Genomic DNA, 23,992 nt, shown 5'->3' with positions numbered 1-23,992 from the left:
TAAATGTTAGAATGCTCGAGTTGACTAAATGCTTTTTATAAGGAGGATATTAGATGTTACGAGTAGCAAAAAAATACACATTAAGTGCGGTGGATTACACTTATATAATATTTGGATCCTTTTTGACTGCGGTCTCATTTCAAGTGTTTTTATTACCCAATAATATTGTATCAGGCGGAGTGTCTGGATTATCTATAGCCGCGAAAACAATGTTTGGTTGGAACCCCATTATATTTCAATATGCTCTGAATGTCCCCTTATTGGTATTATGTTTTGTTCTATTAGGAAAAGAAGCTGGATATAAAACGATACTAGGAAGTTTGCTCTTACCATTCTTCTTAAGTTTTATTGGACACTGGGGCCCCATTACTAGCGAACCTTTACTGGCGGCATTATATGGTGGCGGACTCACAGGATTAGGTATAGGAATTGTTTATCGAGCAAAATCATCAACAGGTGGAACAAGCGTTATTGTCCAGATACTTTATCAGTACCTGCATTTTCCATTGGGTTTCAGCACAATAGTGGTAGATGGTCTCGTGATACTCATTGCCTTACTAGTCTTTGACGTTGAAACAGTCATGTTCTCACTTATAGCTCTCTTTATCGTTTCTCGTACGATCGACCTGGTACAGCTTGGGTTTAATCGTAATAAAAATGTATTTATTATTTCAGATAATACTGAAGATATTAGACAAGAAATTCTACACACTATGGAACGTGGTGTGACTAATTTGGGTATTCGTGGTGGATATGGGAACACAGATAAAGATATGCTTATGGCAGTTATTCAAGAGAGAGAATTTACACTATTAAAAGAAGCTGTGCTAAAAGCAGATGCAGATGCATTTGTTGTAGCGATGCCAGCGAGTGAAGTCTTAGGTCGTGGATTTTCGATGCATAAGTATTTTCCACCGAATGAAACAGAATGGACAGATACAGAATAGTATATCTCAACAATGTTCCGTTAAGTAATCAAGTGTGACTAACAGAGAATCATTGACTAATCGGTTTATCTACGCTATAATTTTATCATTCATAGAGGGATATGCTAGAGTGTTATTAAAGAGAGATATTCAAAAGGTGAAAGAATATCACACACTGTTAGTGCTACCATTCTATTATTCATAAGAAATTATGACGTTACTTGGCGTTAACAAGTCTAAAGAGGTAATGACTGACTGAATAAGTTATTGCAAACAAGGTGGTACCGCGCACACTCGTCCTTGTCTGTAGTAGATTATTCGGTTTTTTTATTTTATATATATTTTACATCAAAGGAGAAATGACTGATGAAGAAATTATCAAGTTCAGAGTTAAGACAACTCTTTTTAGATTTTTTCAAAGAAAAAGGGCATAAAATCGAAAAGAGTGCATCATTAGTTCCGGTAGAAGATCCTACATTACTTTGGATAAACTCTGGGGTAGCTACGATGAAAAAATACTTTGATGGATCAGTGAAACCGGATAATCCGAGAATCGCGAGTTCGCAGAAAAGTATTCGAACAAATGATATTGAAAATGTTGGCGTGACTGCCAGACACCATACATTATTTGAAATGTTGGGTAATTTCTCAATTGGTGATTACTTCAAAGAAGAAGCGATTGAATGGGCATGGGAATTTTTAACAGGAGATGAGTGGTTAGCGCTAGATCCAAAAAAACTGTATATCACTGTCTATCCTCAAGATGACGAAACATATACGATTTGGAAAGATAAAATCGGTGTGGATGAATCACATTTAATCAAAGAGGAAGGCAATTTTTGGGATATCGGTGAAGGACCATGCGGACCGGATTCTGAAATTTTTTATGACAGAGGCGTAGCGTTTAGTAATTTACCAGAAGAACATGTAGAAAATTATCCTGGTGGAGAAAATGAACGATGGTTAGAAATATGGAATTTGGTCTTTTCAGAATTCAATCACAAATCAGATGATACGTATGAAGCCTTACCAAATAAAAATATAGATACAGGTATGGGACTCGAACGGATTGTATCAGTCATTCAAGATGCTCCTACAAATTTTGAAACAGATTTGTTTATGCCAATTATAAATAAAGTGGAAGAGATTTCTGAATATCAATACGGTGCAGATCCAAAAAACAAAGTTAGTTTCAAAGTCATTGCTGATCACATTCGGACGTTAGTGTTTGCAATTAGCGACGGGGCATTACCTTCTAATGAAGGTCGTGGCTATGTATTAAGACGGTTACTCAGAAGAAGCGTCATGCACGGGAGAAAGTTAGACATTGAAAAACCGTTTTTAACACAGCTTGTTCCAGTGGTTGCAGAAATCATGAAAGAACATTATCCGGAAGTCAGTGAAAACATTAAATTCATTGAGAAGGTTATCTTGAACGAAGAAGAGAGATTCCTTGAAACGTTGTCTGCAGGCTTAGATAAAGTTAAAGAAACGGTCGATCAATTAAAAGCAGAAGGTCAGTCAGTAATTTCAGGAAAAGATGTCTTTCAGTTATATGACACCTATGGTTTCCCAATAGAATTAACTGAGGAAGTTGTACTTGAAGAAAATATGAAAATTAATTATGAAGAATTTGAAATTGAAATGGAAAAACAACGTGATAGAGCCCGTTCTGCTCGTCAAGCTGAAGGATCTATGGCTATTCAATCGTCACTTTTAAACAGTCTCACTATCAAGAGTGAGTTTATCGGCTATGATACTGATGAAATAACCAGTAAATTAGTGAAAATCATTAAGGAAGATGCGTTCGCTGAAACCGTCGAACCAGGAGAATCAGTCAGACTTATATTCGATGAAAGTCCTTTTTATGCTGAAAAAGGTGGGCAAGTAGGAGATAGTGGTTTAATACTCAATGAAAATCAGACTGTTATGGCTGAGGTTACGAACGTAAAATCTGGTCCTGAAGGTCAGCCTATTCATGAAGTAGAGATCAGACAAACCTTGATTGCGAATGAAACCTATCATTTAGTCATCGATAAAAAACGTAGAAGTTTAATTGAACGTAATCATACAGCTACGCACCTTTTGCATCAAGCATTAAAAGATACTATAGGTAATCATGCAAATCAAGCAGGATCATTGGTTGAAGATGATTATTTAAGATTTGACTTTACCCATTTTGGACAAGTGACAGAAGACGAATTAAAAGAAATTGAAGGAATCGTCAATCAGAAAATCCAAGAAAACCTCAAAATCGAAACAGTTGAAACAGATATTAAGACAGCAAAAAAAATGGGAGCAATGGCATTATTCGGTGAGAAATATGGCAATAATGTACGTGTCGTAATGATTGATGAGTATTCAAAAGAGTTGTGTGGCGGAACGCATGTTAATACCACATCAGAGATAGGCTTATTCAAAATCCTTTCAGAAAGTGGCATAGGTGCGGGCACAAGAAGAATTATTGCTCAGACAAGCGAGGGTGCTTATCGTTGGATGGAAGAGCAATTAACTATTTTGAAACAAGTATCCAAACTTATGAAAATACAATCACTAATAGATCTTCCAGTCAAAATCGAAGGCTTACAGAAAGAATTGAAAGATATCAATCAGCTGAATGAGTCGTTACATGCAAAATTAGCTAACGCACAAGCTGAAGATATCTTTACTCAAGTCAAAACTGTAGGTGATTTGACGTTTATTGCTGAAGAGATTAAAGCAAAAGACATGAACCAATTAAGACAGTTAGCAGATAAATGGAAGCAGAATAATTATTCAGATGTTTTAGTTTTAGGTTTAAGAATTGAAGGCAAAGTAAATATCATTGCATCACTTAATCAAAAAGCAATAGACAAGAAATTGAAAGCAGGCAACTTGATAAAAACAATCTCCCCATATGTAAAAGGTGGAGGCGGAGGACGCGATGACTTTGCTCAAGCTGGAGGTAAAAAGCCTGAGGGACTACCCGAAGCGCTAAAAGCAGTTCCAGAATGGATCGAGTCAAACAGTTAAACTTGAATACCACTTTAATAACAGGTAACATTTAAAAAGAGAAGTAACGATTATAGATTGCATTGTACTTTGAATGGATTTCTAGTAAAATGAATATAACAGAAATTTTCAAAAAGAATATAATGAATGGTTACTTATATTCGTTATTGAAAAGACGGAGGGAACGTTAAATGACTATAAATGATCATACTGTTCGATTTAGTGTTGATAATATTGATGAACACAATGTCGACGAAACGTTAAGATTAGTATATAAAGCCTTAGAGGAAAAAGGATATAATCCTATAAATCAAATCGTTGGCTATTTGTTATCGGGAGATCCTGCTTATATACCTCGTCATAATGATGCGAGAAACTTGATAAAACGACACGAAAGAGATGAAATTTTAGAAGAATTAGTTGCTCATTATATTGAGAACAAAAAATAAAATGCGTATCATGGGTTTGGATGTCGGCTCAAAAACCGTCGGTGTTGCCGTAAGTGATCAGTTTGGTTGGACGGCTCAAGGAATAGAAACAGTTAAAATCAATGAATCTAAGAACGAATTCGGTTTTGATCGAATCAAAGAACTCATTGAAGAATACGAGGTAGAGTCATTTGTTGTCGGTTTACCTAAGAATATGAATGGGACAATTGGTGAGCGTGCTGAGATTTCAATGGAATACGGGCAAAAACTCGAAGAACTTTTTGAATTACCAGTGACCTACCAAGATGAGCGATTAACTACTATGCAGGCAACTCGAATGCTAATTGAAGAAGGCAATACTTCACGAAAAAAAAGAAAAAAAGTTATAGATAAACTAGCTGCTGTAATGATATTACAGAATTATCTAGATCAACATTCAAAGAATTGAAGGAGGAAGAAAAATGTCAAAAGAAAACAACCACGATAATGAGCACGATCATGAACATGAACATGAAAACATTACGATTATAGATGAAGAGGGAAATGAAGAGTTATACGAGATTCTTTTTACTTTCGAATCAGACGATTTTGGTAAATCATATGTATTAGTTTATCCAACGGGTACCAACGAAGGCGAAGAAGTTGAACTGTCTGCATTTTCTTATAAAGAATCAGAGGGTGGGCTTGAAGGATCTTTGAGTTCAATTGATTCCGATGAAGAATGGGAAATGATCGAGGAAGTTTTAAACACATTTATTAGCGAAGAAGAGGACGACGAATACGAAGAAGACGACGAATAATAGAAAAATATAAAGATGGATAGGGAAATTAGTCTAACTCATAATGCTATAAGTATGAAAGACTTTCCGCTATCCATTTTTTTTTGAATAAAATATATTAAATACTAAATAATAATGAGAAGAAAGATTTCTTTTCTGCGGTATACATATTGTGTATAATGATTAAGATAACTATCTTATTAAAAAAGGATGGACATTGCATGCCTGATAGACAATCGATAAAAACGGTCAGAAAAATTGTATTAAGTATTGTTTCAATTTTAATCATATTAATTGTTGTGCTCGTTTTTTCGGGCTATCAATATTACACTTCTTCTTTGGATCCTTTGGAGCCAGGTAGTAACGAAGATATCCCAACCGAGATTCCTATTGGCTCATCACGTACGGATATTTCCCGAATCTTAGAAGAAAATAATATTATTCGAAGTGCTTTTGTTTTTAACTATCATTTAAGATTTACTGGTGAAGAAGGCTTTCAAGCAGGATACTATCTATTTTCTCCTTCGCTGTCTACAGATGAAATTGTGACTCAGTTACAAGAGGGTGGGACTCCAATTATGGAAGAGGCTTCAGGCTCTATAACGATTCCTGAAGGTTTTACTGTAGAACAAGTCGCTATTGTGATAGGGCAGCAAACGGATTATTCCATTGATGAATTTTTTGATTTAATTGAGGATGAAGATTTCCTAGCTGAAAAAGCTGAAGCATTTCCTGAGTTGTTAAGTGAAGCCATTGATGTTCAAGAGGAAACACTTTATACTCTAGAAGGTTATTTGTATCCAGCGACTTATGAGTTACTCGATGATACGACATTAAATGATTTAGTCACTCAAATGATTAATCATATGAATCAAGTTTTTGAAGATCATTACACACAAATAGACGAACAAGAAACGACAGTGCATAAGATACTGACAATGGCTTCATTCATCGAAAGAGAAGGCATAACCTACGAAGACCGTGAGTTGATTTCGGGCGTATTTTATAATCGTCTAGAGTCTGGAATGGCACTTCAAACAGACGTGAGTGTCACTTATGCTCTCGGAGAACACCAAGAAAGAATAACCTATGATGATTTAGAAATTGATTCGCCTTATAACCTATATAAGCATACAGGTTTAGGACCAGGTCCCGTTAACAATCCTTCCGAAGAATCTATTCAAGCTAGCATATATCCAGTTGAAACAGACTATATGTATTTTTTGGCGGATTTATCGACAAGAGAAGTTTATTTTTCGGAAACATACGAACAACATTTAGAATATAAGCGAGAATATATAGATGAGTAGATAATTTACACGAAAGCATTGAGTCAAATCCGACTCAGTGCTTTTCTTAAGACTATTATATCGGTTGTTTAAAGAAAGGAATTGTATTATGGATAAGAATCAAAAAAATAAACCCATCGTAATAGGTGTTACTGGCGGTTCGGGTAGTGGGAAAACAAGTGTCAGTCAAGCTATCTACAATTATTTCCCAGGAAAATCAATTATGATGCTTGAACAAGACTCTTACTATAAAAACCAGGATTATTTAAGTTTTGAAGAACGATTAAAAACGAACTATGATCATCCTTTTGCATTTGATACTGATCTACTCATTTCCCACCTAAATGATTTATTGGAATACAAAAAGATCAGTAAACCAGTATATGATTATACAAGACACACCAGAAGTGATGAAATAGTTCATCAGGAACCAAAAGAAGTTATTATCCTTGAAGGTATTCTTATTTTAGAAGATCCAAGGTTAAGAGAGTTAATGGATATAAAGGTTTATGTTGATACGGATGATGATATACGAATCATTCGACGTATTAAAAGAGATATTGAAGAACGAGGAAGAACACTGGACACTGTAATTGAACAATATTTATCAGTAGTTAAACCTATGCACGCGCAATTTATTGAACCAACCAAAAAATATGCAGACATTATCATACCTGAGGGTGGTAGAAATCAAGTAGCTATCGATTTAATGACTACAAAGATACATACCATATTTGAAGAACGTTCCTTGTGAAAAAGGAACGTTTTATTTCAGAAAAATGCTTTACAACGTTATAAGTTCGTGGTATCTTAATTCCATTGAGAATTTAGTTGACATTAAATTTTTTTAGATAGCCATTTTTAATAATAATGTATTTTATGAGGTGAATAATAATGATGACAGAAAAAGCATATCCAATGACTGCTCAAGGAAAAGAAAATTTAGAAAAAGAATTAAACGAATTAAAGTCAGTTAAGAGAAAAGAAGTTGTTGAGCGTATCAAAATTGCTCGTGGGTTTGGAGACTTATCAGAAAACTCTGAGTATGAATCAGCCAAAGATGAACAAGCTTTTATAGAAGGCAGAATCAGTACTGTTGAAAACATGCTTCAAAATGCAGAAATAATTGATAGTTCAAATTCTAAAGAAGGTGTAGTTACTTTAGGCCGTTCAGTAATATTTAAAGAATTACCTGATGGTATTGAAGAAGAGTATACCATCGTAGGTAAAGCTGAAGCTGATCCATTCTCCGGTAAAATCTCGAACGAATCGCCAATTGCAGATGCTATTTTAGGAAAATGTGTTGGTGACAAAGTTCAGATAGAAACACCAGGTGGAACAATGTCGGTAGAAGTTACCAAAGTATTTTAATAAAAGCTAAAGACTGTGCAATCCAAACAGTCTTTAGCTTTTTTTATACGACTTAAGATGTATTTTCAAGAGAAAGTGATGCTATTTTAGGATAAATTAGTTATACTTGCTATAGAATCAAGTAGAGGAGAGATAGTATGAATGCCAACGTGTATAAAGCAATTTTAATCGTACTGTTCGTCTGGCTTTTATATCAAATCGTTCATAACTATGTGTTCTTTTTATTTTTTGTTTTGGCTATTGGATTTTTAGCCTTATATAAATCATCTCCCAAAGAAACACAAAAACATACCAATTATTTGTGGACGAGTTTAGCTTTATTTCTTGCATCTTTTATATTTACGACAGCTTTCTGGGTGTTATTAACTCTATTTTTATTATTTCAGTTTAGTTCAGATGAGAAGTTACTAAATACTATGCGTGATCCTTTATTCAGAAAAAAACAATATTGGCGAGATAAAGAGTATATTTCTGTACAGTGGAATGAAAATGAAGCAAATGAGTTGAAGTTATATCGAAACAAATGGATCGGAGATGACTTTGTAGGTAAGGATATATTTGAATGGGAGGATTACAATTTTCAAAAAATAATGGGAGATACTTTCTTTGATTTAGGCAACACAGTTTTACCAATAAAAGAAAATATCTTACTGCTTAGAAAAGGGTTTGGTGACACTAAGTTATTTGTACCGAAAGACGTTGCACTATCATTAGATGTCAGCATCGTTTTAGGGAAGCTCATTATTGAAGATGAGGTCTTTGATATGAAAAATGAAACGGTTAAGTGGCAGTCAAAAAATTATGAAACAACACTTAGAAAAATTAAAGTCGTATCCAGCACATTAATTGGTGAAGTTGAGGTTGTTTATTTATGAAAAAGTCCTTGTCGCATTTACTAAGATACTTCTTATTATTCTTTTTTATCTTATTATTTATTACAGTGTTTATTTTTTTAGCACTCTCTGAAAATCAGTGGGTAACAGCACTATATAGAGCAAATATTGTAGGCATATCTTTGTTTTTTTATCTGATTCTGTTTTCCTTCATATTAGCATTGGTGACACTCTCTTATTTAAGAGCGTTTGAAAAAAGAAAATTGAGGAGAGTCGAAGAAGGTTTAAGAATGATGAGTCAAGGTCATTATTCTGCTTCAATATTCTTGAATATGTATTCATTGGACACGCCGCTACAGATTAATGAAGATATCGACAGACAATTTTTGAAATTGCATGAAAAATTAATGTTTATGGCAGATGAAGCGCTGAAAAATGCTCAGGAACCAAAAACACTTGATAATGAAACCAAAAATGATATTCTTGAAAATGAACGCAAGCGTATAGCCAGAGAATTGCATGATTCTGTATCACAACAGCTGTTTGCTGCTTCAATGATGCTGTCGGCAGTGAATCAACAAGTGGTCGGTTGTCCTGAGCCTGTAATCAAACAATTGCTATTGGTAGAGCAGACCATCCATGCCTCACAGACAGAAATGCGTGCCTTATTATTACATCTCAGACCAATTCAACTGGATGGTAAATCTTTGAAACAAGGAATTGAACAATTGCTCAAAGAACTTTCATCTAAAATAGATGTGGATATACATTTTCAAATCGAGGAAGTTTTTATGTCCACAGTGATGGAAGATCATTTTTTCAGAATATTGCAGGAACTTTTGTCTAATGTACTCAGACACGCTAATGCAAAAGTGTTGGAAGTCTATTTAACTCAAAGTGGAAGCAGTATTCAACTCAGAGTAAATGATGATGGTGTAGGATTTAACGTTGATGATAAAAAAACAGGTAGTTACGGATTACGTAATATCAAAGAACGAATAGAGGGTATGGGAGGAAATGTGAAAATTGTTTCTCTTCCTAGGTTTGGAACACGTATTGAAATAAAGGTACCTTTAACTTAAGTCTTATGGTATTAAGTCAAATTAGAAAACCGAGAAATTACACGGGGCTTTTCGAAAAAACTATGCATCAAATAAACCTATTAATTATAGAGAACTCCAGTTCTCTATAATAGGTACCAAGAATCTGCGTCATTCGAATTAAGAATGCTCTATCACACTCCTTGGAGGCGTATAGAGTTGGTGGTCTCGTAGTAGTTTATCCACCAAACGCACAAATTTTCTAGCGGTCAAGACGAGGGCACGTTTGTGTTGATGCTTCGGTACTTCTTGGAACTTTTTCTGATAGTAATCAGAATATTCAGGGAGATGGCGTTTAACTGAATTGGTGGCTTCAATTAAGTAATAACGCAAATAGCGATTCCCTTGTCTAGAAAGTGGTGTTGATTCTTTTTCAAAGTTACCAGACTGACTTTTTGGCCAAAACAGGCCAGCGTATTTAGCTAGCTTGGCTTGGTTGGCAAAGCGATCGATTTGGCCAATTTCAGCTAGTATACCGGCGGTATAGACGGGGCCGATACCTGGAATACTGAGTAAACTCTTCGATTCAGGTATGACAGCGAGAATCTCAATAATCGCTTTGTCTAAGGTTTTGATTTCTTCCTGATACGTCCGGATAATGCGTACTTGTGAAGCTAGAACACTATCGATAGAATCTTGAACTGTTTTTCCTAAACGATACGAACTTCTTACAGCCTTTTGAAGACGTTGAGCGAGTTTCTCTGGTTGTTTAAACCGACCGCGCCCTTTTGGGTTAACAATATCTACCAATTTCTCGAGTGGCATATATCCAATTTCATCGAGTGTGAACTCCGTGGTAAACAGCTCTAAAATGGTGGTGCTGAATACAGAGGTTGATCCGCTCTCTGATTTTAGCTCACGCTGAAGCACGTTACACTTCATATATAAGATGTTCAGGAAGTGCTGTTTTGTCCGTGTCATATCCTGGATAGGATTAAACCGAGCACGTGTTAATGACTGAAGGGCAACGTACTGCTCTTCTTTGATTGGAGAAGTCGAAAACCGTTCGAGACGTAAATAGTCAGCAATATGAAAGGCATCAAGCTGATCATTTTTATCTTCAGAGAAGATCCGCATAAATCGATGGATATTACGCGGGTTTTCAACGGTTGTTTCGACACCCTGGGAACGCAGTTCCACGTCTTCGTTGAAAAACAAGGCTGGAAGAGAACTATACTGACCGGTTGCTTCCATACCAATAACGATGCGAGAAAAGTTAAACTGGTCAATATAACTAAGCACATGGCCTTTTAGTTCACAGGCACCAACTAAATCGTTTGAGACCGTCGTCTCTAACAAAATTGTAGACTCACTTGTTAGAAAACAGGCATCTAACTTCGTTGAACTCACATCTAAACCAATGAACAATTTCATGGAGAGGACCTCCTTTCCTTAAATTTGGAAAATGCTCAGATACTCTGGGATACCCCTAAAACAAATTGTATGCCTCAACCTCGCGTATGAGCACAGTATAGAAAGGCTCGGCAGCCACATAACTAGTTCTACGACGCTAGTCGCCTCACCTGTCACGTACAGCTTATGCGTTTAAAGTACACCAATTTGTCGGGATACAGACTTAATAATGTAGTCGAACTACAAGGAGAGTAAGCAGATTCCCGGCGGACCTATTCCATGGCTCCATTATTAGGGAATATCCCAGAATATCCAAGCGAAATAAACTAAAATTATTAGTAATAAACTTATTATACGAGGAGAGTGTGAGTGTGATACGATTAATGTTGGTAGATGATCATGAAATGGTTCGATTAGGCTTATCTTCTTTCTTTTCTATACAAGAAGATTTCGAATTAGTGGGAGAAGCAGCGAATGGTCAAGAGGCTGTTAAGCTAGCTTTGGAAGAAAAACCAGATATTATTTTAATGGATTTAGTCATGGAAGTCATGGATGGAACAGAAGCAACAATCGAAATAATGAAAAAGTGGCCTGATGCAAAGATTATTATATTGACAAGTTTCATTGATGACGAAAAAGTATATCCGGCAATGCAAGCGGGGGCATGTGGCTATATTCTGAAAACCTCCTCTGCAACTGAAATTGCTCGAGCCATACGTGAAACGCACAATGGTCAGAATTATATCGAGGATGAAGTGTCTAATATACTTGAAGAAAAAAGAGCTGAAGACAATAAGAATCATTTGCACGATAGATTGACAAGTAGAGAAAACGAAGTCGTTCAACTCATTTCAAAAGGGTACACGAATCAGGATATAGCAGATGAATTATTTATTACTTTAAAAACAGTTAAAACTCATGTGTCTAATATTTTATCAAAATTAGAAGTAGAAGATCGTACTCAAGTAGCCATATACGCTTTTAGACATGACATTGTTAAAAATAATTAAAAAAAGTGCCCCGTTCAAGTACAGATACTTGAACGGGGCACTTTTAAATTAGTTTGTTAAAATAACAGGTAAGATGATGGGGCGACGTTCAGTTTCAGCAAAGAAGAATTCTTTGATTTCATCGATCAAGTCATTTCTCATCTTATATTCATTTACATCTTTATTTTTAAATGATTTTTGAATGCTATCAAAGGCTACTTTTTGAGCTTTTTGTATAAGTTCTTCGGATTCTCTCATATAAATGAAGCCTCGGGAAATTATATCAGGGCCGGCTAAAACTTTTTTCTTGTCTGTATCTATTGTCGCAACAACCACAACCAAACCGTTATCAGAGAGTATTTTTCGATCTCTTAAAACGACGTTGCCGATATCGCCAACTCCACTACCATCAACGTAGACATCTTTCGCATCGATTTCTCCAGCGCGTCTAGCAGTGTCTTCGGTAAAGGCCATAATTTCTCCATTATCTATAATAAAACAATTATCTTTTGGCACACCCGTTTGTTGAGCGAGTTTCGCATGTATGCGTTGCATACGGTGTTCGCCGTGAATAGGCACAAAGTATTTAGGTTTCATTAGTTGTAACATTAATTTCTGTTCTTCTTGACCACCATGACCGGAAGTATGAATGTTATTTATTTTTCCATGAATGACATTTGCTCCGGCTTCAGACAATTGATTGATGACACGATTGACACTCGTTGTATTCCCGGGAATTGGTGAGCTTGAGAAGATGACCGAATCGCCAGGTTGAATAGAAATCTGTCTGTGTGTCCCGTTAGCGATTCTACTCAATGCAGCCATGGGTTCTCCTTGAGATCCGGTACATAAAATCAAAACTTCGTTTGCTTTATATTTTTTTACCTCATTGGGATGAATGAATGTTCCTTCATCTGCTCGGATATAGCCTAACTCTTGACCAGTTTCCAGGTTAGTAACCATACTACGTCCAAACACGGCGATTTTACGACCGGTTTTATTGGCAGCTTCTATAGCTTGTTGAACTCTGGAAATGTTTGATGCGAAGGTTGCAAAGATAATACGACCTTCAATTTTGTTGAACAAGTTTCTAATCGTTTCACCAACAATTTGCTCAGACTTTGTAAAGTTGGGTATTTCTGCATTGGTACTATCTGAGAGTAATGCCAGAACGCCTTCTTCGCCAATTCTAGCCATCTTGTGAATATCTGCTGGTTCACCTACAGGAGTGAAATCAAACTTGAAGTCACCAGTTTCAACAATATTTCCATTGGGTGTTTTCACTACTATACCGTATGATTCCGGTACACTGTGCGTTGTTCTGAAAAATGATACAGTTGTTTTTCTGAACTTCACTACAGTGTCACCATTAATTTCATGTAAAGTAGTTGATTTGAGCAAATTGTGTTCAGTTAATTTGTTTCTAATAAGAGCTAAAGCTAGTTTACCAGCGTAAACAGGTATATTAAGCTGCTTCAATAAGAATGGTATACCACCGACGTGGTCTTCGTGACCATGAGTAATAAATAAACCCTTGATTTTTTCTTTGTTTTCTACAAGATAAGAATAATCAGGAATAACATAATCGATGCCTAATAAATCATCTTCTGGAAATTTAATTCCGGCATCAATTAAAATAATTTCATCTTGAAATTGTATAGCATAGGTATTTTTACCTATTTCATTTAAGCCGCCTAATGCAAACATAGCTGTTTCATTATTTTTTATATCTGGTTTCATTGTATATCTCCCTTATTTTAATAATTGATTTTTCGTTTCAATCTTACTTTGCAAAACTGTGATCTATAAAAATGTAAATTCAATCTATTATGAAAATCTCCGCTCGGTGCGTGGTGTAAGAAACCACTATTATAACTATTCTACCATACTAAAAATAATAAGTATAGAAGAAGGAAATCAGTGAAACCTACTCGTAGGATTGTATGAAAAGTTGTAGTTTAGATTTGAATTATATATAGTAAGGGAGTATTTACATTAAAGGAGTGTCTATGATTGGAAAATAAAAAATTATTTATTTTTGATATTGATGGAACGGTTTTAGATGATAATAAAGCTCTCCCATTAGAAACTAAACAAGCGATAAAAGAATTAAGTGAATCCCACGAAGTTGCTATCGCTACGGGAAGAAATCACACGATGGCAAGAGAAGTCATCGAAGAATTAGGGATATCAAATTATATAGTATGTAATGGCGCAGCAGCATACTATAATCATGAAGCTATTTATACTAATTTTTTAGATGAAGATGATCTCCAAAAATTAATTAAATTGGCAGATGAAAACGACCATCAACTTGTTTATGAAACAATAGATAAATTACGACGTAGAAATCAAACACCTGACAAGCGTGTTAAGAATGGGATGGAATTTGTAGGTTTTTCTGTTCCTGAACATGATAGAGATTTTTATAAAACGCAATCACTTGTACAATGCTTACTCTTTATATCGGAAGATGAAATGGAGATTTATAAAAACGAATTCTCTCATTTTCGATTTGTTCGCTGGTACGAAACTGGGGTAGATGTACTGCCAAGTGATGGCTCGAAATTTTTAACAATAAAAATACTCGCGAACCATTTGGGGATAAACCTAAAAGATGTTGTGGCGTTTGGTGACGGGATGAATGATATCGAAATGATAAAAAACGTAGGCTTAGGAATTGCTATGGGTAATGCCGAAAAAGAAGTGAAAGCGGTAGCCAATAGCATAACAGACTCTAACGAGAATAATGGTATCCCAAATGCTTTGCGTCAATTAAAGTACATTAACTGAGAGTTGTGACTAAAATTTGAAAGAAACGAAAAAAACGTGGCCTAATTTAGTTGAAATTGTGGACATACACTATCATATAAGCAATAATATAATAGTACGTTTTTTACGTGGGGGTATAGCTCAGTTGGGAGAGCGCTTCGCTGGCAGCGAAGAGGTCGTCGGTTCGAGCCCGTCTATCTCCACCTTTTTTATTTCCAGGACAGTGAAAGTGCTTACAAAACATATTATTGAAACGAGGAAGATAGATGATTTCTGAAAACCAACTATATATCTCGAGGTATACAACTATTTCTCAAAATGTAAAGTATGGATTTTTGATGAGCATAGCAATATTCTTTGCTTCATTGGCGTTTGTATTTAACACTCCACAAGAAATAATAGCTGGACAAATAACTATTTTAACATCCCCAGCCAACTTAACAACCGATTACTTTGCTTTATCTAATATAGGGGCTACATTATTTAATTCGGGTTTATTGACGGCTCAAGCAATAGTTCTTGTTAGAATGACACGAGCAAAAGTGAATGGCCCAATCATAGCTGCTGTATTTACAGTAGCTGCATTTTCTTTTTTTGGGAAAAATCTTTACAATTCGATGCCCATCATAATAGGGGCGTTTGCCTATGCTAGAGTAACAGAAGTCCCCGCCGAAAAATCTTTGTTAGGCGCCTTGTTCGGGACTGCGTTAGGACCATTAGTCAGTGAAATTACATTTAATATGGGTTTTCAGTTACCTGAAGGCATTCTCTTTGGTTATATTGCGGGTTTTATCGCGGGGTTCATCATACCTCCTTTAGCTAAACATTTTGTCGACTTCACCAAAGGATTCAGTTTATATAACATTGGTTTTACCAGTGGAGTAGTCGGAACAATATTTACTTCCGTTTTACGTAGCATGGGTAAAGAAATTGAGCCCGTTTCAATGCTTTCCAGTGGGAATAATCAAGCTTTCACTATAATATTTTTGACACTGTTCACTGTAATGCTAGTTGCTGGTTTGTACCTAAATTCTGGCACACTGAATGGTTACTCAGAGTTAATGATGCATTCCGGCCAATTGTCAACAGACTTCATAAAAACTAACGGATTTAGCATTACGTTGATCAACATGGCATTTCTAGGATATGTCTCCGTGTTCTATGTTCTCTTTCATGGTGGTGAGATAAATGGACCTGCTATAGGAGGAATATTGACCGTAGTTGGTTTTGGGGCATTTGGTAAACACTTGAAAAATGTCTTGCCAATTTTAATTGGTGTTAGTCTTATGGGTTTTATAAATGGCTATGACATGAGTGCGACTGGCGTAATCATAGCTGGTTTGTTCGGAACGACGATTGCTCCCATAGCAGGCAGATACGGTACGCTTATAGGTATTCTTGCAGGTGCTTTACATTTAACAGTAGTTACTAATACGGGTTATCTGCACGGAGGTATCAACTTATATAATAACGGGTTTGCAGGTGGTTTTGTAGCGGCTATGATGATACCATTGTTAGAAGCAATTCAGTATCAGCAAGAGAAGAGAAGACAGTTACGAGAACCGGTGGATCCGGCTGAAGCGGTCAAAGTTGAAAATTAAATATAAAAAAGCATTAAACCTATTCTAAAAAGGTAGACTAACATAATTAAATGGGACAATATAAAACACCTCCGAAATGGTACACTTACTACAAGTACTGAAATCGGAGGTGTTTTTGCATGGGCAAAAACGTATATTCAAGTGAAACAAAATGGGCCGTAGTAAAAGACAAAATGAACGGTCAGCTGACGACCAAAGAGATTATGAAGAAACATGAAATCAAAAAAAAATCACAAATCGAGACGTGGATGAGATGTTATCGGGCAAATGAAATACACCGTTTCGATCAACCGATCGGTAAGCAATATTCTTATGGGCATGGGCCTGAATTCGCAAGTGAAGATGAAAAGAAAGATCGTCAAAATGCACATTTGAAAATGGAAAATGAGATATTAAAAAAGTACTTGGAAATGAAAGAGGAGTTGAAAAAGAACTAATACTACAATTGGTCGAAAGATACCGGAAGAAATATACGATTACGGCAATTTTGTCTGCTTTGGGTGTACCGCGCTCTACTTATTACAGGTGGCTCGCCGAAGGCGCTACAATTGTATTGACAGAAGTGGAAGAAGCGATTATCGCATTGTGCAAGAAAACAAAGTATCGTTTCGGCCATCGGAAAATCAAAAAGTTATTGAAGGAAAGGTACAAGTTGGACCGGCATCGAAACACGGTTCAGTCCATCATGCAAAAGTTTAACCTGCAATGTCGAATAAAACCGAAACGGAAATGGAAATCACAAGGTGAATCGGTCATAATAGCGCCGAATCTTCTCCAACGCAATTTCACTGCTTCTGCGTCGAACCAAAAATGGGTAACGGATATTACGTATATCCAGTACGGAAGTTCGACAATGTACCTGTCGACAATTATGGACCTGTTCAATAATGAAATTGTCGCGTATAAGATGTACGATCACCAACAGACGCAGTTGATTATCGACACGTTGAAAGAGGCACTGGAGTTGCGGGGAAACCCCGAAGGGGTCATCATCCATTCCGACCAAGGAAGTGTATATACCTCGTATGCGTATCAGGATTTGGTCAAAGAGAGTCATCTGGTCAGTAGTATGTCGCGTCGTGGAAACTGTTGGGATAACGCGGTCATTGAGTCGTTCCATTCTAATATCAAGTCAGAGGAATTCCAGTACGTCAAATTTAATTCGCTCCACAATATCAACGTTGTGGAGCGAATGGATGAATATATGCGCTATTACAATGAAGATCGAATCCTAGAAAAATTAGGCTACTTAACGCCCAAAGAATTCGGGGCGCAAGCAGCCTAAAGAGGTGTTTTATATTTGTCTCAAATTGTTATGTCAGTCTAAAGGTTTAATGCTTTTTTTATTATTCTTCTTCAGATTCTAAAACTTCAAGTCCTTCAGGTAATGCTAAAGGATTATCTGGATCTATGCGGTCAAAGAACATAACGCCATTCAAGTGATCGATTTCATGTTGAACGACAATAGCAGAAAAATCTTTTAAGCGTTTGTGCTGTTTGTTGCCTTTAAGATCGAAATACTCTACTTTAATACGTTTGTGTCTCGGAACATATCCAGGAATTTCACGGTCCACAGATAAGCAGCCTTCGCCTTCTGGAAGACAGCTTTGCTGAACAGAATGACTGATAATTCTCGGATTGACTAATACCGTACTAAACTCAGGTTCTGTTGCTTCGGGATCATCAGCGGGAACATGAACGGCTATTATACGCTTAGAGACATCAACTTGTGGTGCTGCTATACCTACACCAGGTCTCAGTTCGTATTTTTCTGCTATTTCAGGATCCTGGCTGTTTTTTAAAAACTCCAACATTTCTTCAGCTAAGTTTTTTTCTTCATCGTTTAAAGGTATCGTAATTGTTTTGGCTACTTTCCGTAACGCAGGATGCCCTTCTCGAATGACATCTTTCATTGTTATCATCTAACTACCTCCTAGTATTCATACACTAATATTTTAACAGGTTTACTCGCATTGTGCATTAAGATTATTAAAATTAGAATTAGAAAATGAAATATTTCTTAATATATTAGTGATTAAAATCACATGTTATTTCTCTAAAATAAATAAATGGTACAAAATTTTTTTTTTGCTGCTTATATATAACAGTTTATTTACCTGTATCACTTTATATTCTAAATGTTTCCAATTATCTAGAATAACAGAGTATAACAGCTTGTTTGTATTTGTAATCACAAAGATTCGGAAATCCTTTCATACCAACAATTTTTAAGGTCGGCTCAAGTGGGTATCGCTTGCATTTTGTTTGAAATCATGATAAATTGTTATAGGAATAGAGAAAATTGTAACAGACAAAATTAACTGTTATATTTAATTACACAACGAGAGAGGAATGGGTAATCTATGGCAAAGCAACCAGTTGATTACGAAGCTTTATTAGGTTCAATTGAAGCTTCGTTTCCGATGGTTCAAATTTTAGATAAAGATGGGAATGTCGTTAATAAAGACATTATGCCAGATTTATCTGATGATGAATTAGTAGAATTAATGACAAGAATGGTGTGGTCTCGAGTACTGCACGATCGCTCAATGGCGTTAGCTCGTCAAGGGAGATTAGGTTTCTATGCACCAACTATGGGTCAAGAGGCTTCACAATTAGCTAGTCATTTCGCATTTAAAAAACAAGATTGGTTATACCCAGGATATCGTGATGTTCCACAATTGATTCAACACGGCTTATCTATATCACAAGCATTCTTGTGGTCAAGAGGACATGTTGAAGGAAATAACTATCCTGAAGATTTACATGCAATGGCACCTCAAATTATCATAGGGGCGCAATACGTCCAGGCTATGGGTAATGCTGTAGGACAGAAGTTTGCCGGAAAAGAAGATGAAGTAACGTTCACATATACTGGAGACGGTGGTTCTTCTCAAGGTGATGTATACGAAGGTATGAACTTTGCCGGTCGTTATAAAGCACCAATTGTTTTCTTCATTCAAAATAATGGCTATGCTATTTCCACTCCTCGTGAAAAACAAACCGCTGCTGTCACGCTAGCTCAAAAAGCTGCTGCTGCAGGTATTCCAGGAGTACAAGTCGACGGTATGGATCCATTAGCTGTTTACGCAGTAACGAAACAAGCACGTGATTGGGCAGTTGCCGGAAACGGTCCTGTTTTAATAGAAACAGTCACATCACGTTTCGGACCTCACTCAACTTCTGGTGATGATCCAACGCGTTACCGTGAAAAAGAATCATTTGATTACTGGGAACAAAGAGATCCGCTTATTCGTTTCCGTAAATTCTTGACAGAAAAAGAATTATGGTCTGACGAAAAAGAAGAAGAATTAATTGAAAAAACTAAAGAAGAAATTAAACAAGCTGCGAAAGAAGCAGATCAAGCTCCGAAAATGAAAATTTCAGAATTCTTGAAAAATATGTACAATGAGCCTGGTCAAAATATAGTTGAGCAGATTGAGAAATTCGAAGCAAAGGAGAATAAATAATCATGGCGAATCTTACAATGATTCAGGCAATCACGGAAGCTCTTGATCAAGAAATGGCCCGCGATGAAAAAGTCTTGGTATTTGGTGAAGATGTAGGTGGAAATGGCGGTGTATTTCGTGCGACTCAAGGCCTTTTTGATAAATACGGTGAAAACCGCGTCAATGATACTCCGCTTGCTGAATCTGGAATCGGTGGTATGGCATTTGGTTTAGCAGTTCAAGGCTTTCGTCCCGTAATGGAAATTCAATTCTTCGGATTTGTATTTGAAGTAATGGATTCTATTGTTGGTCAAATGGCACGTACGCGTTACCGCACAGGCGGGAAATTGAACTTACCTGCTGTTGTTCGTTCACCCTTTGGTGGTGGCGTACATACACCAGAAATGCATGCGGATAGTCTTGAAGGGTTACTGGCTCAGTCTCCGGGACTTAAAGTTGTTATTCCTTCAAACCCTTATGATGCAAAAGGCTTGTTAACATCGGCAATTCGCGATGATGATCCTGTTGTATTCTTGGAACACATGAAATTATATCGTTCTTTCCGTGATGAAGTACCTGAAGAGCAGTACACGGTACCTTTAGGTAAAGCGGCTGTGGCTAAAGAAGGTTCTGACGTTACTGTTGTAGCATATGGTTACATGGTACGTGAATCTCTCAAAGCAGCTGAAGAATTAGAAAAAGATAACGTTTCTGTCGAAGTTATCGATTTACGTACAGTTTCTCCAATTGACTATGAAACAATTATTAAGTCTGTTAAGAAAACTGGTCGTATGGTCATGGTTCAAGAAGCACAGCGTCAGGCCGGTGTAGGAAACACAGTTATTTCTGAAGTTTCGCAACGTGTTATTTTATCATTAGAAGCACCAATCGGTTTTGTTTCAGCACCAGATACAGTCTTTCCGTTTGGTCAAGTTGAAACCCTTTGGTTACCAAATGCTAAAGACATTGCTGCGTCAATTAAAGAAACAGTGGAATTTTAATAATTATTAAACAGACTTCAAAGAACATTCTCTAATTGGTTTAGACCAATTAGAGAATGTTCCATATTTAGTCAAAATTAAACGAAGTTCAAACTGAAATCATTTATAGAAGGGAAGAAAAATATAATGGCTTTTACATTTAAGCTCCCTGATGTTGGGGAAGGTATGGCTGAAGGTGAAATCGTCAGCTGGTTAGTTTCTGAAGGAGATAAAGTTGAAGAAGGCGATTCGATTGCTGAAATTCAAAACGATAAATCTGTTGAAGAATTAGCTTCTCCAGTTGATGGAATAATCAAAAAATTCTTAGTAGAACCAGGTACAGTGGCATCTGTAGGTGACCCTATCGTTGAAATCGATTCAGAAGGAAACGAAGACGATAGCGAGGAATCATCAGAAGAAGCTGCTGAAGAAAAAACTGAAGAAAAAACTGAAGAAGCTCCAACTAAATCTGAAGTTTCATCAAAAGAAGCTGCTACTGAAGAAAAAAAAGAACCGGTTCAATCTGAAAAAGAAGTGTCGGATGATGTAGTTAAAACATCTGATCCTGATAAACGCGTCTTAGCAATGCCCTCAGTTAGACAACACGCACGCGAAAAAAATGTAGATATCAGTTTAGTCGAAGCAACCGGAAAAAGTGGACGCACGACGCGTGAAGACATCGATAACTTCCTGCAAGGTGGAGGAGAAAAAGCTTCTGCTCAAGAAACAGTTACTGAAGAAAGTGCTGTAAGTGAATCTAAAGGATCAACTCCTGCTGTTTCTGCTGAGGTTAAAGCATTTAAATCTAATCGTTCTGACGAAGAAACCAGAGAAAAAATGTCTACAACCCGTAAAGCTATTGCTAAAGCAATGGTGAACAGTAGTTTGACTATACCATCGGTTTCATTGTTTGACGAAGTTGATGTCACTAAATTAATGGCACACCGTACTAAATTTAAAACGATTGCTGCAGAGCAGGATGTTAAATTAACATTCTTACCTTATGTAGTTAAAGCAATCATCGCTGTTATGAAGAAATTCCCAGCGTTGAACTCATCTATCGATGGTACGAGCGATGAAGTTGTTTACAAAAATTACTTCAATATTGGTATTGCTGCTGATACAGAGCAAGGATTATATGTCCCGGTCGTAGCTGATGCTGATAAGAAATCAATGTTCAGTATCGCTTCAGAAATTACTGAATTGGGTGGTAAAGCTCATGAAGGTAAATTGAAATCAAGTGATATGGGTAATGGGTCTATCTCGATTTCTAATATAGGTTCTGTAGGTGGCGGTTGGTTCACTCCAATTATAAACTATCCAGAAGTGGCTATTTTGGGTGTTGGTCGTATCGCTAAAAAAGCAATCGTAAATGACGATGGAGAAATCGTTGCTGCTCCAATGTTAGCATTATCTTTAGTCTTCGATCATCGTGTTATTGACGGAGCTACAGGTCAAAAAGCAATGAATGAACTAAAACGTCTGTTAGCAGATCCTGAATTATTATTAATGGAAGGATAAGGTGAATCACAAATGGTAGTAGGAGATTTCGCAATTGAATTAGATACAGTAGTTATTGGAGCTGGTCCTGGTGGTTATGTTGCAGCTATTCGTGCAGCGCAAATGGGACAAAAAGTAGCTATTGTCGAAAAAGAATTTATTGGTGGCGTATGTTTAAATGTTGGATGTATTCCTTCCAAAGCATTGATCGCTGCTAGTCACAAGTATCAAGAATCACTCGATTCAACTGCTTTTGGTGTTACTTCTGAAAATGTAAAAATTGATTTTACTAAAACTCAAGAGTGGAAAGATACGCAAGTAGTTAATAAATTAACTAAAGGCGTAGAAGGTCTGCTTAAAAAGAACAAAGTTGAAATTTTACGCGGAGAAGCATTTTTCGTTGATGAAAATACGTTGCGTGTCATGAATGATGACAGTGCTCAAACGTATTCATTCAATAACGCTATTGTTGCAACAGGTAGTCGTCCAATTGAAATTCCCGGATTTAAATTCAGTGAACGTGTTTTAGATTCTACAGGCGCATTGAACTTACCGGCAATTCCTAAAAAAATGGCTATTGTTGGTGGAGGCTATATTGGTTCTGAATTAGCGGGTGCGTATGCCAACTTAGGTACTGAAGTAACTGTTATAGAAGGTCTTCCTTCAATTTTAAACGGTTTTGATAAAGACATGGTTAAACTTGTTGAAAGAAACTTCAAATCAAAAGGCGTGGAAATCATTACTGGAGCAATGGCTAAAGGGTCAACGGTTACAGATAATGGCGTAACGGTCAAATATGAAGCTAAAGGAGAAGAAAAATCTCTAGATGTGGATTATGTTTTAGTAACTGTTGGCCGTCGTCCCAACACTGATGAACTTGGCTTGGAACAAGCAGGTGTTACAGTTGGCGAACGTGGTTTAATCGAAGTAGACGAACAAGGCAAATCAAATATTGAAACCATTTATGCTGTTGGGGACATCGTTCCTGGACCCGCATTAGCACATAAAGCAAGTTATGAAGCTAAAATTGCTGCTGAAGCAATCTCAGGCAAAAAAGTGGCTGTGGATTACCGTGCACTACCCGCAGTTGCCTTTACAGATCCAGAGATCGCATCTGTTGGATTGACAGAAAGCGAAGCTAAAGAAAATAAAGTAGAAGTTAATATTACAAAATTCCCACTTGGTGGTAATGGACGCGCATTATCTTTAAATGCTACTGAAGGATTCGTACGTTTGATAACAACTAAAGAAGACAATGTAATTGTTGGCGGTCAAGTAGCGGGAATCAGTGCTTCTGATGTCATTGCTGAAATTGCTCTAGCTGTTGAAAGCGGAATGAATGCGGAAGATATTGCATTAACTATACACGGACACCCTTCACTAAGTGAAGTCGTTATGGATGCTGCAGAAGCTGCTTTAGGTATGCCGATTCACATGTAAGAAATAAAAATTAGATTAACTAAAGATTCTTAGCTTATTAAGCTAAGAATCTTTTTGTTTTTGCTTGCTGGATTTTATAATGAAGTTAGCCGCTTAGGCTAACATATAAAAAACGCCATGTGAATTTCATGTTATATTAAAGTTACCTCTAACTCTCAATAGACAGGATGAATTCACATGACGCACTCTAA

21 protein-coding genes and 1 tRNA gene are annotated in these 23,992 nt (G+C 36.6%); 19 read left to right on the top strand and 3 right to left on the bottom strand.

The genetic code is table 11. The features are described from left to right. Positions 1–53: 53 nt before the first annotated feature. The 10 genes from AX762_RS02750 to AX762_RS02705 all read left to right on the top strand — a co-directional run bounded on the left by AX762_RS02750 (position 54) and on the right by AX762_RS02705 (position 9,699). A complete protein-coding gene (locus AX762_RS02750) occupies positions 54–947 on the top strand; it encodes a YitT family protein (protein WP_071847637.1) in 894 nt (297 codons plus the stop codon). Positions 948–1,292: 345 nt separating this feature from the next. Beyond that, entirely contained in the window at positions 1,293–3,938 is a 2,646-nt protein-coding gene (alaS, locus tag AX762_RS02745; RefSeq protein WP_071847636.1) for an alanine--tRNA ligase, read from the top strand. 170 nt (positions 3,939–4,108) lie between these two features. Next, positions 4,109–4,366, top strand: coding sequence for an IreB family regulatory phosphoprotein (locus AX762_RS02740; RefSeq protein ID WP_071847635.1), 258 nt, complete (start codon positions 4,109–4,111; stop codon positions 4,364–4,366). A gap of 1 nt (position 4,367) precedes the next feature. After that, positions 4,368–4,793 (top strand): Holliday junction resolvase RuvX, encoded by a 426-nt coding sequence (gene ruvX / locus AX762_RS02735; RefSeq protein WP_071847664.1) that lies wholly within the window; start codon positions 4,368–4,370, stop codon positions 4,791–4,793. A 13-nt stretch (positions 4,794–4,806) separates the two neighbouring features. After that, positions 4,807–5,145, top strand: a complete 339-nt coding sequence (locus tag AX762_RS02730) for a DUF1292 domain-containing protein (RefSeq protein ID WP_071847634.1) — start codon at positions 4,807–4,809, stop codon at positions 5,143–5,145. A 200-nt stretch (positions 5,146–5,345) separates the two neighbouring features. Then, positions 5,346–6,434, top strand: coding sequence for an endolytic transglycosylase MltG (gene mltG / locus AX762_RS02725; RefSeq protein ID WP_071847633.1), 1,089 nt, complete (start codon positions 5,346–5,348; stop codon positions 6,432–6,434). An 88-nt stretch (positions 6,435–6,522) separates the two neighbouring features. Continuing rightward, positions 6,523–7,167: a uridine kinase gene (gene udk, locus AX762_RS02720; RefSeq protein WP_071847632.1), complete on the top strand. Its 645-nt coding sequence runs from the start codon at positions 6,523–6,525 to the stop codon at positions 7,165–7,167. 143 nt (positions 7,168–7,310) lie between these two features. After that, positions 7,311–7,784 (top strand): transcription elongation factor GreA, encoded by a 474-nt coding sequence (greA, locus tag AX762_RS02715; RefSeq protein ID WP_083432760.1) that lies wholly within the window; start codon positions 7,311–7,313, stop codon positions 7,782–7,784. Between the two features lie 137 nt (positions 7,785–7,921). Further along, positions 7,922–8,659 carry a cell wall-active antibiotics response protein LiaF gene (liaF, locus tag AX762_RS02710; RefSeq protein WP_071847630.1) on the top strand — a complete coding sequence of 246 codons (738 nt, stop codon included), beginning with the start codon at positions 7,922–7,924 and terminating at the stop codon, positions 8,657–8,659. Positions 8,660–8,907: 248 nt separating this feature from the next. Continuing rightward, on the top strand, positions 8,908–9,699 hold the full coding sequence (locus AX762_RS02705; RefSeq protein WP_177244022.1) for a sensor histidine kinase: 792 nt from the start codon (positions 8,908–8,910) through the stop codon (positions 9,697–9,699). 138 nt (positions 9,700–9,837) lie between these two features. Here the strand turns inward: AX762_RS02705 and AX762_RS02700 are convergent, their stop codons facing one another. Beyond that, a complete protein-coding gene (locus AX762_RS02700) occupies positions 9,838–11,091 on the bottom strand; it encodes an IS110 family transposase (protein ID WP_071847628.1) in 1,254 nt (417 codons plus the stop codon). A gap of 350 nt (positions 11,092–11,441) precedes the next feature. On the opposite strand from AX762_RS02700, the gene AX762_RS02695 reads away from it, so the two are divergent. After that, positions 11,442–12,080, top strand: coding sequence for a response regulator transcription factor (locus tag AX762_RS02695; protein WP_071847627.1), 639 nt, complete (start codon positions 11,442–11,444; stop codon positions 12,078–12,080). Positions 12,081–12,128: 48 nt separating this feature from the next. On the opposite strand, the gene rnjA is transcribed toward AX762_RS02695, so the two are convergent. After that, the gene (gene rnjA / locus AX762_RS02690; RefSeq protein WP_071847626.1) at positions 12,129–13,799 is read right to left on the bottom strand and encodes a ribonuclease J1; all 1,671 of its coding nucleotides are present in this window, start codon (positions 13,797–13,799) and stop codon (positions 12,129–12,131) included. A 273-nt stretch (positions 13,800–14,072) separates the two neighbouring features. On the opposite strand from rnjA, the gene AX762_RS02685 reads away from it, so the two are divergent. The 4 genes from AX762_RS02685 to AX762_RS02665 all read left to right on the top strand — a co-directional run bounded on the left by AX762_RS02685 (position 14,073) and on the right by AX762_RS02665 (position 17,717). Continuing rightward, complete coding sequence (locus tag AX762_RS02685; RefSeq protein WP_071847625.1) at positions 14,073–14,852, top strand: Cof-type HAD-IIB family hydrolase; 780 nt, start codon at positions 14,073–14,075, stop codon at positions 14,850–14,852. Between the two features lie 109 nt (positions 14,853–14,961). After that, positions 14,962–15,034, top strand: a tRNA-Ala gene (locus AX762_RS02680). Positions 15,035–15,169: 135 nt separating this feature from the next. Then, positions 15,170–16,432, top strand: a complete 1,263-nt coding sequence (locus AX762_RS02675; RefSeq protein WP_177244021.1) for a DUF1576 domain-containing protein — start codon at positions 15,170–15,172, stop codon at positions 16,430–16,432. Positions 16,433–16,551: 119 nt separating this feature from the next. Next, positions 16,552–17,717 (top strand): IS3 family transposase gene (locus AX762_RS02665; RefSeq protein ID WP_143139267.1). Its coding sequence is split into 2 segments (ribosomal slippage): positions 16,552–16,828 and positions 16,828–17,717, totalling 1,167 coding nucleotides; the frame shifts between segments, so codons are not numbered across the junction. A gap of 61 nt (positions 17,718–17,778) precedes the next feature. On the opposite strand, the gene def is transcribed toward AX762_RS02665, so the two are convergent. Further along, positions 17,779–18,354, bottom strand: coding sequence for a peptide deformylase (gene def / locus AX762_RS02660; protein ID WP_071847621.1), 576 nt, complete (start codon positions 18,352–18,354; stop codon positions 17,779–17,781). Positions 18,355–18,795: 441 nt separating this feature from the next. Between def and pdhA the strand changes: the two genes are divergently transcribed. The 4 genes from pdhA (at position 18,796) to lpdA (ending at position 23,801) form a co-directional block, all read left to right on the top strand. Then, positions 18,796–19,902: a pyruvate dehydrogenase (acetyl-transferring) E1 component subunit alpha gene (gene pdhA / locus AX762_RS02655; RefSeq protein ID WP_071847620.1), complete on the top strand. Its 1,107-nt coding sequence runs from the start codon at positions 18,796–18,798 to the stop codon at positions 19,900–19,902. 2 nt (positions 19,903–19,904) lie between these two features. After that, positions 19,905–20,882 carry an alpha-ketoacid dehydrogenase subunit beta gene (locus tag AX762_RS02650; RefSeq protein ID WP_071847619.1) on the top strand — a complete coding sequence of 326 codons (978 nt, stop codon included), beginning with the start codon at positions 19,905–19,907 and terminating at the stop codon, positions 20,880–20,882. 126 nt (positions 20,883–21,008) lie between these two features. Then, complete coding sequence (locus AX762_RS02645) at positions 21,009–22,382, top strand: dihydrolipoamide acetyltransferase family protein (RefSeq protein WP_071847618.1); 1,374 nt, start codon at positions 21,009–21,011, stop codon at positions 22,380–22,382. Positions 22,383–22,394: 12 nt separating this feature from the next. Continuing rightward, the gene (lpdA, locus tag AX762_RS02640; protein ID WP_071847617.1) at positions 22,395–23,801 is read left to right on the top strand and encodes a dihydrolipoyl dehydrogenase; all 1,407 of its coding nucleotides are present in this window, start codon (positions 22,395–22,397) and stop codon (positions 23,799–23,801) included. The last annotated feature ends 191 nt before the right edge of the window (positions 23,802–23,992 follow it).

The organism is Alkalibacterium sp. 20, from assembly GCF_001885615.1.
Taxonomy (GTDB): Bacteria; Bacillota; Bacilli; order Lactobacillales; family Carnobacteriaceae_A; genus Alkalibacterium.
The sequence above is the reverse complement of the archived record's forward strand: the minus strand, read 5'-3'. Positions and strand labels throughout refer to the sequence as shown.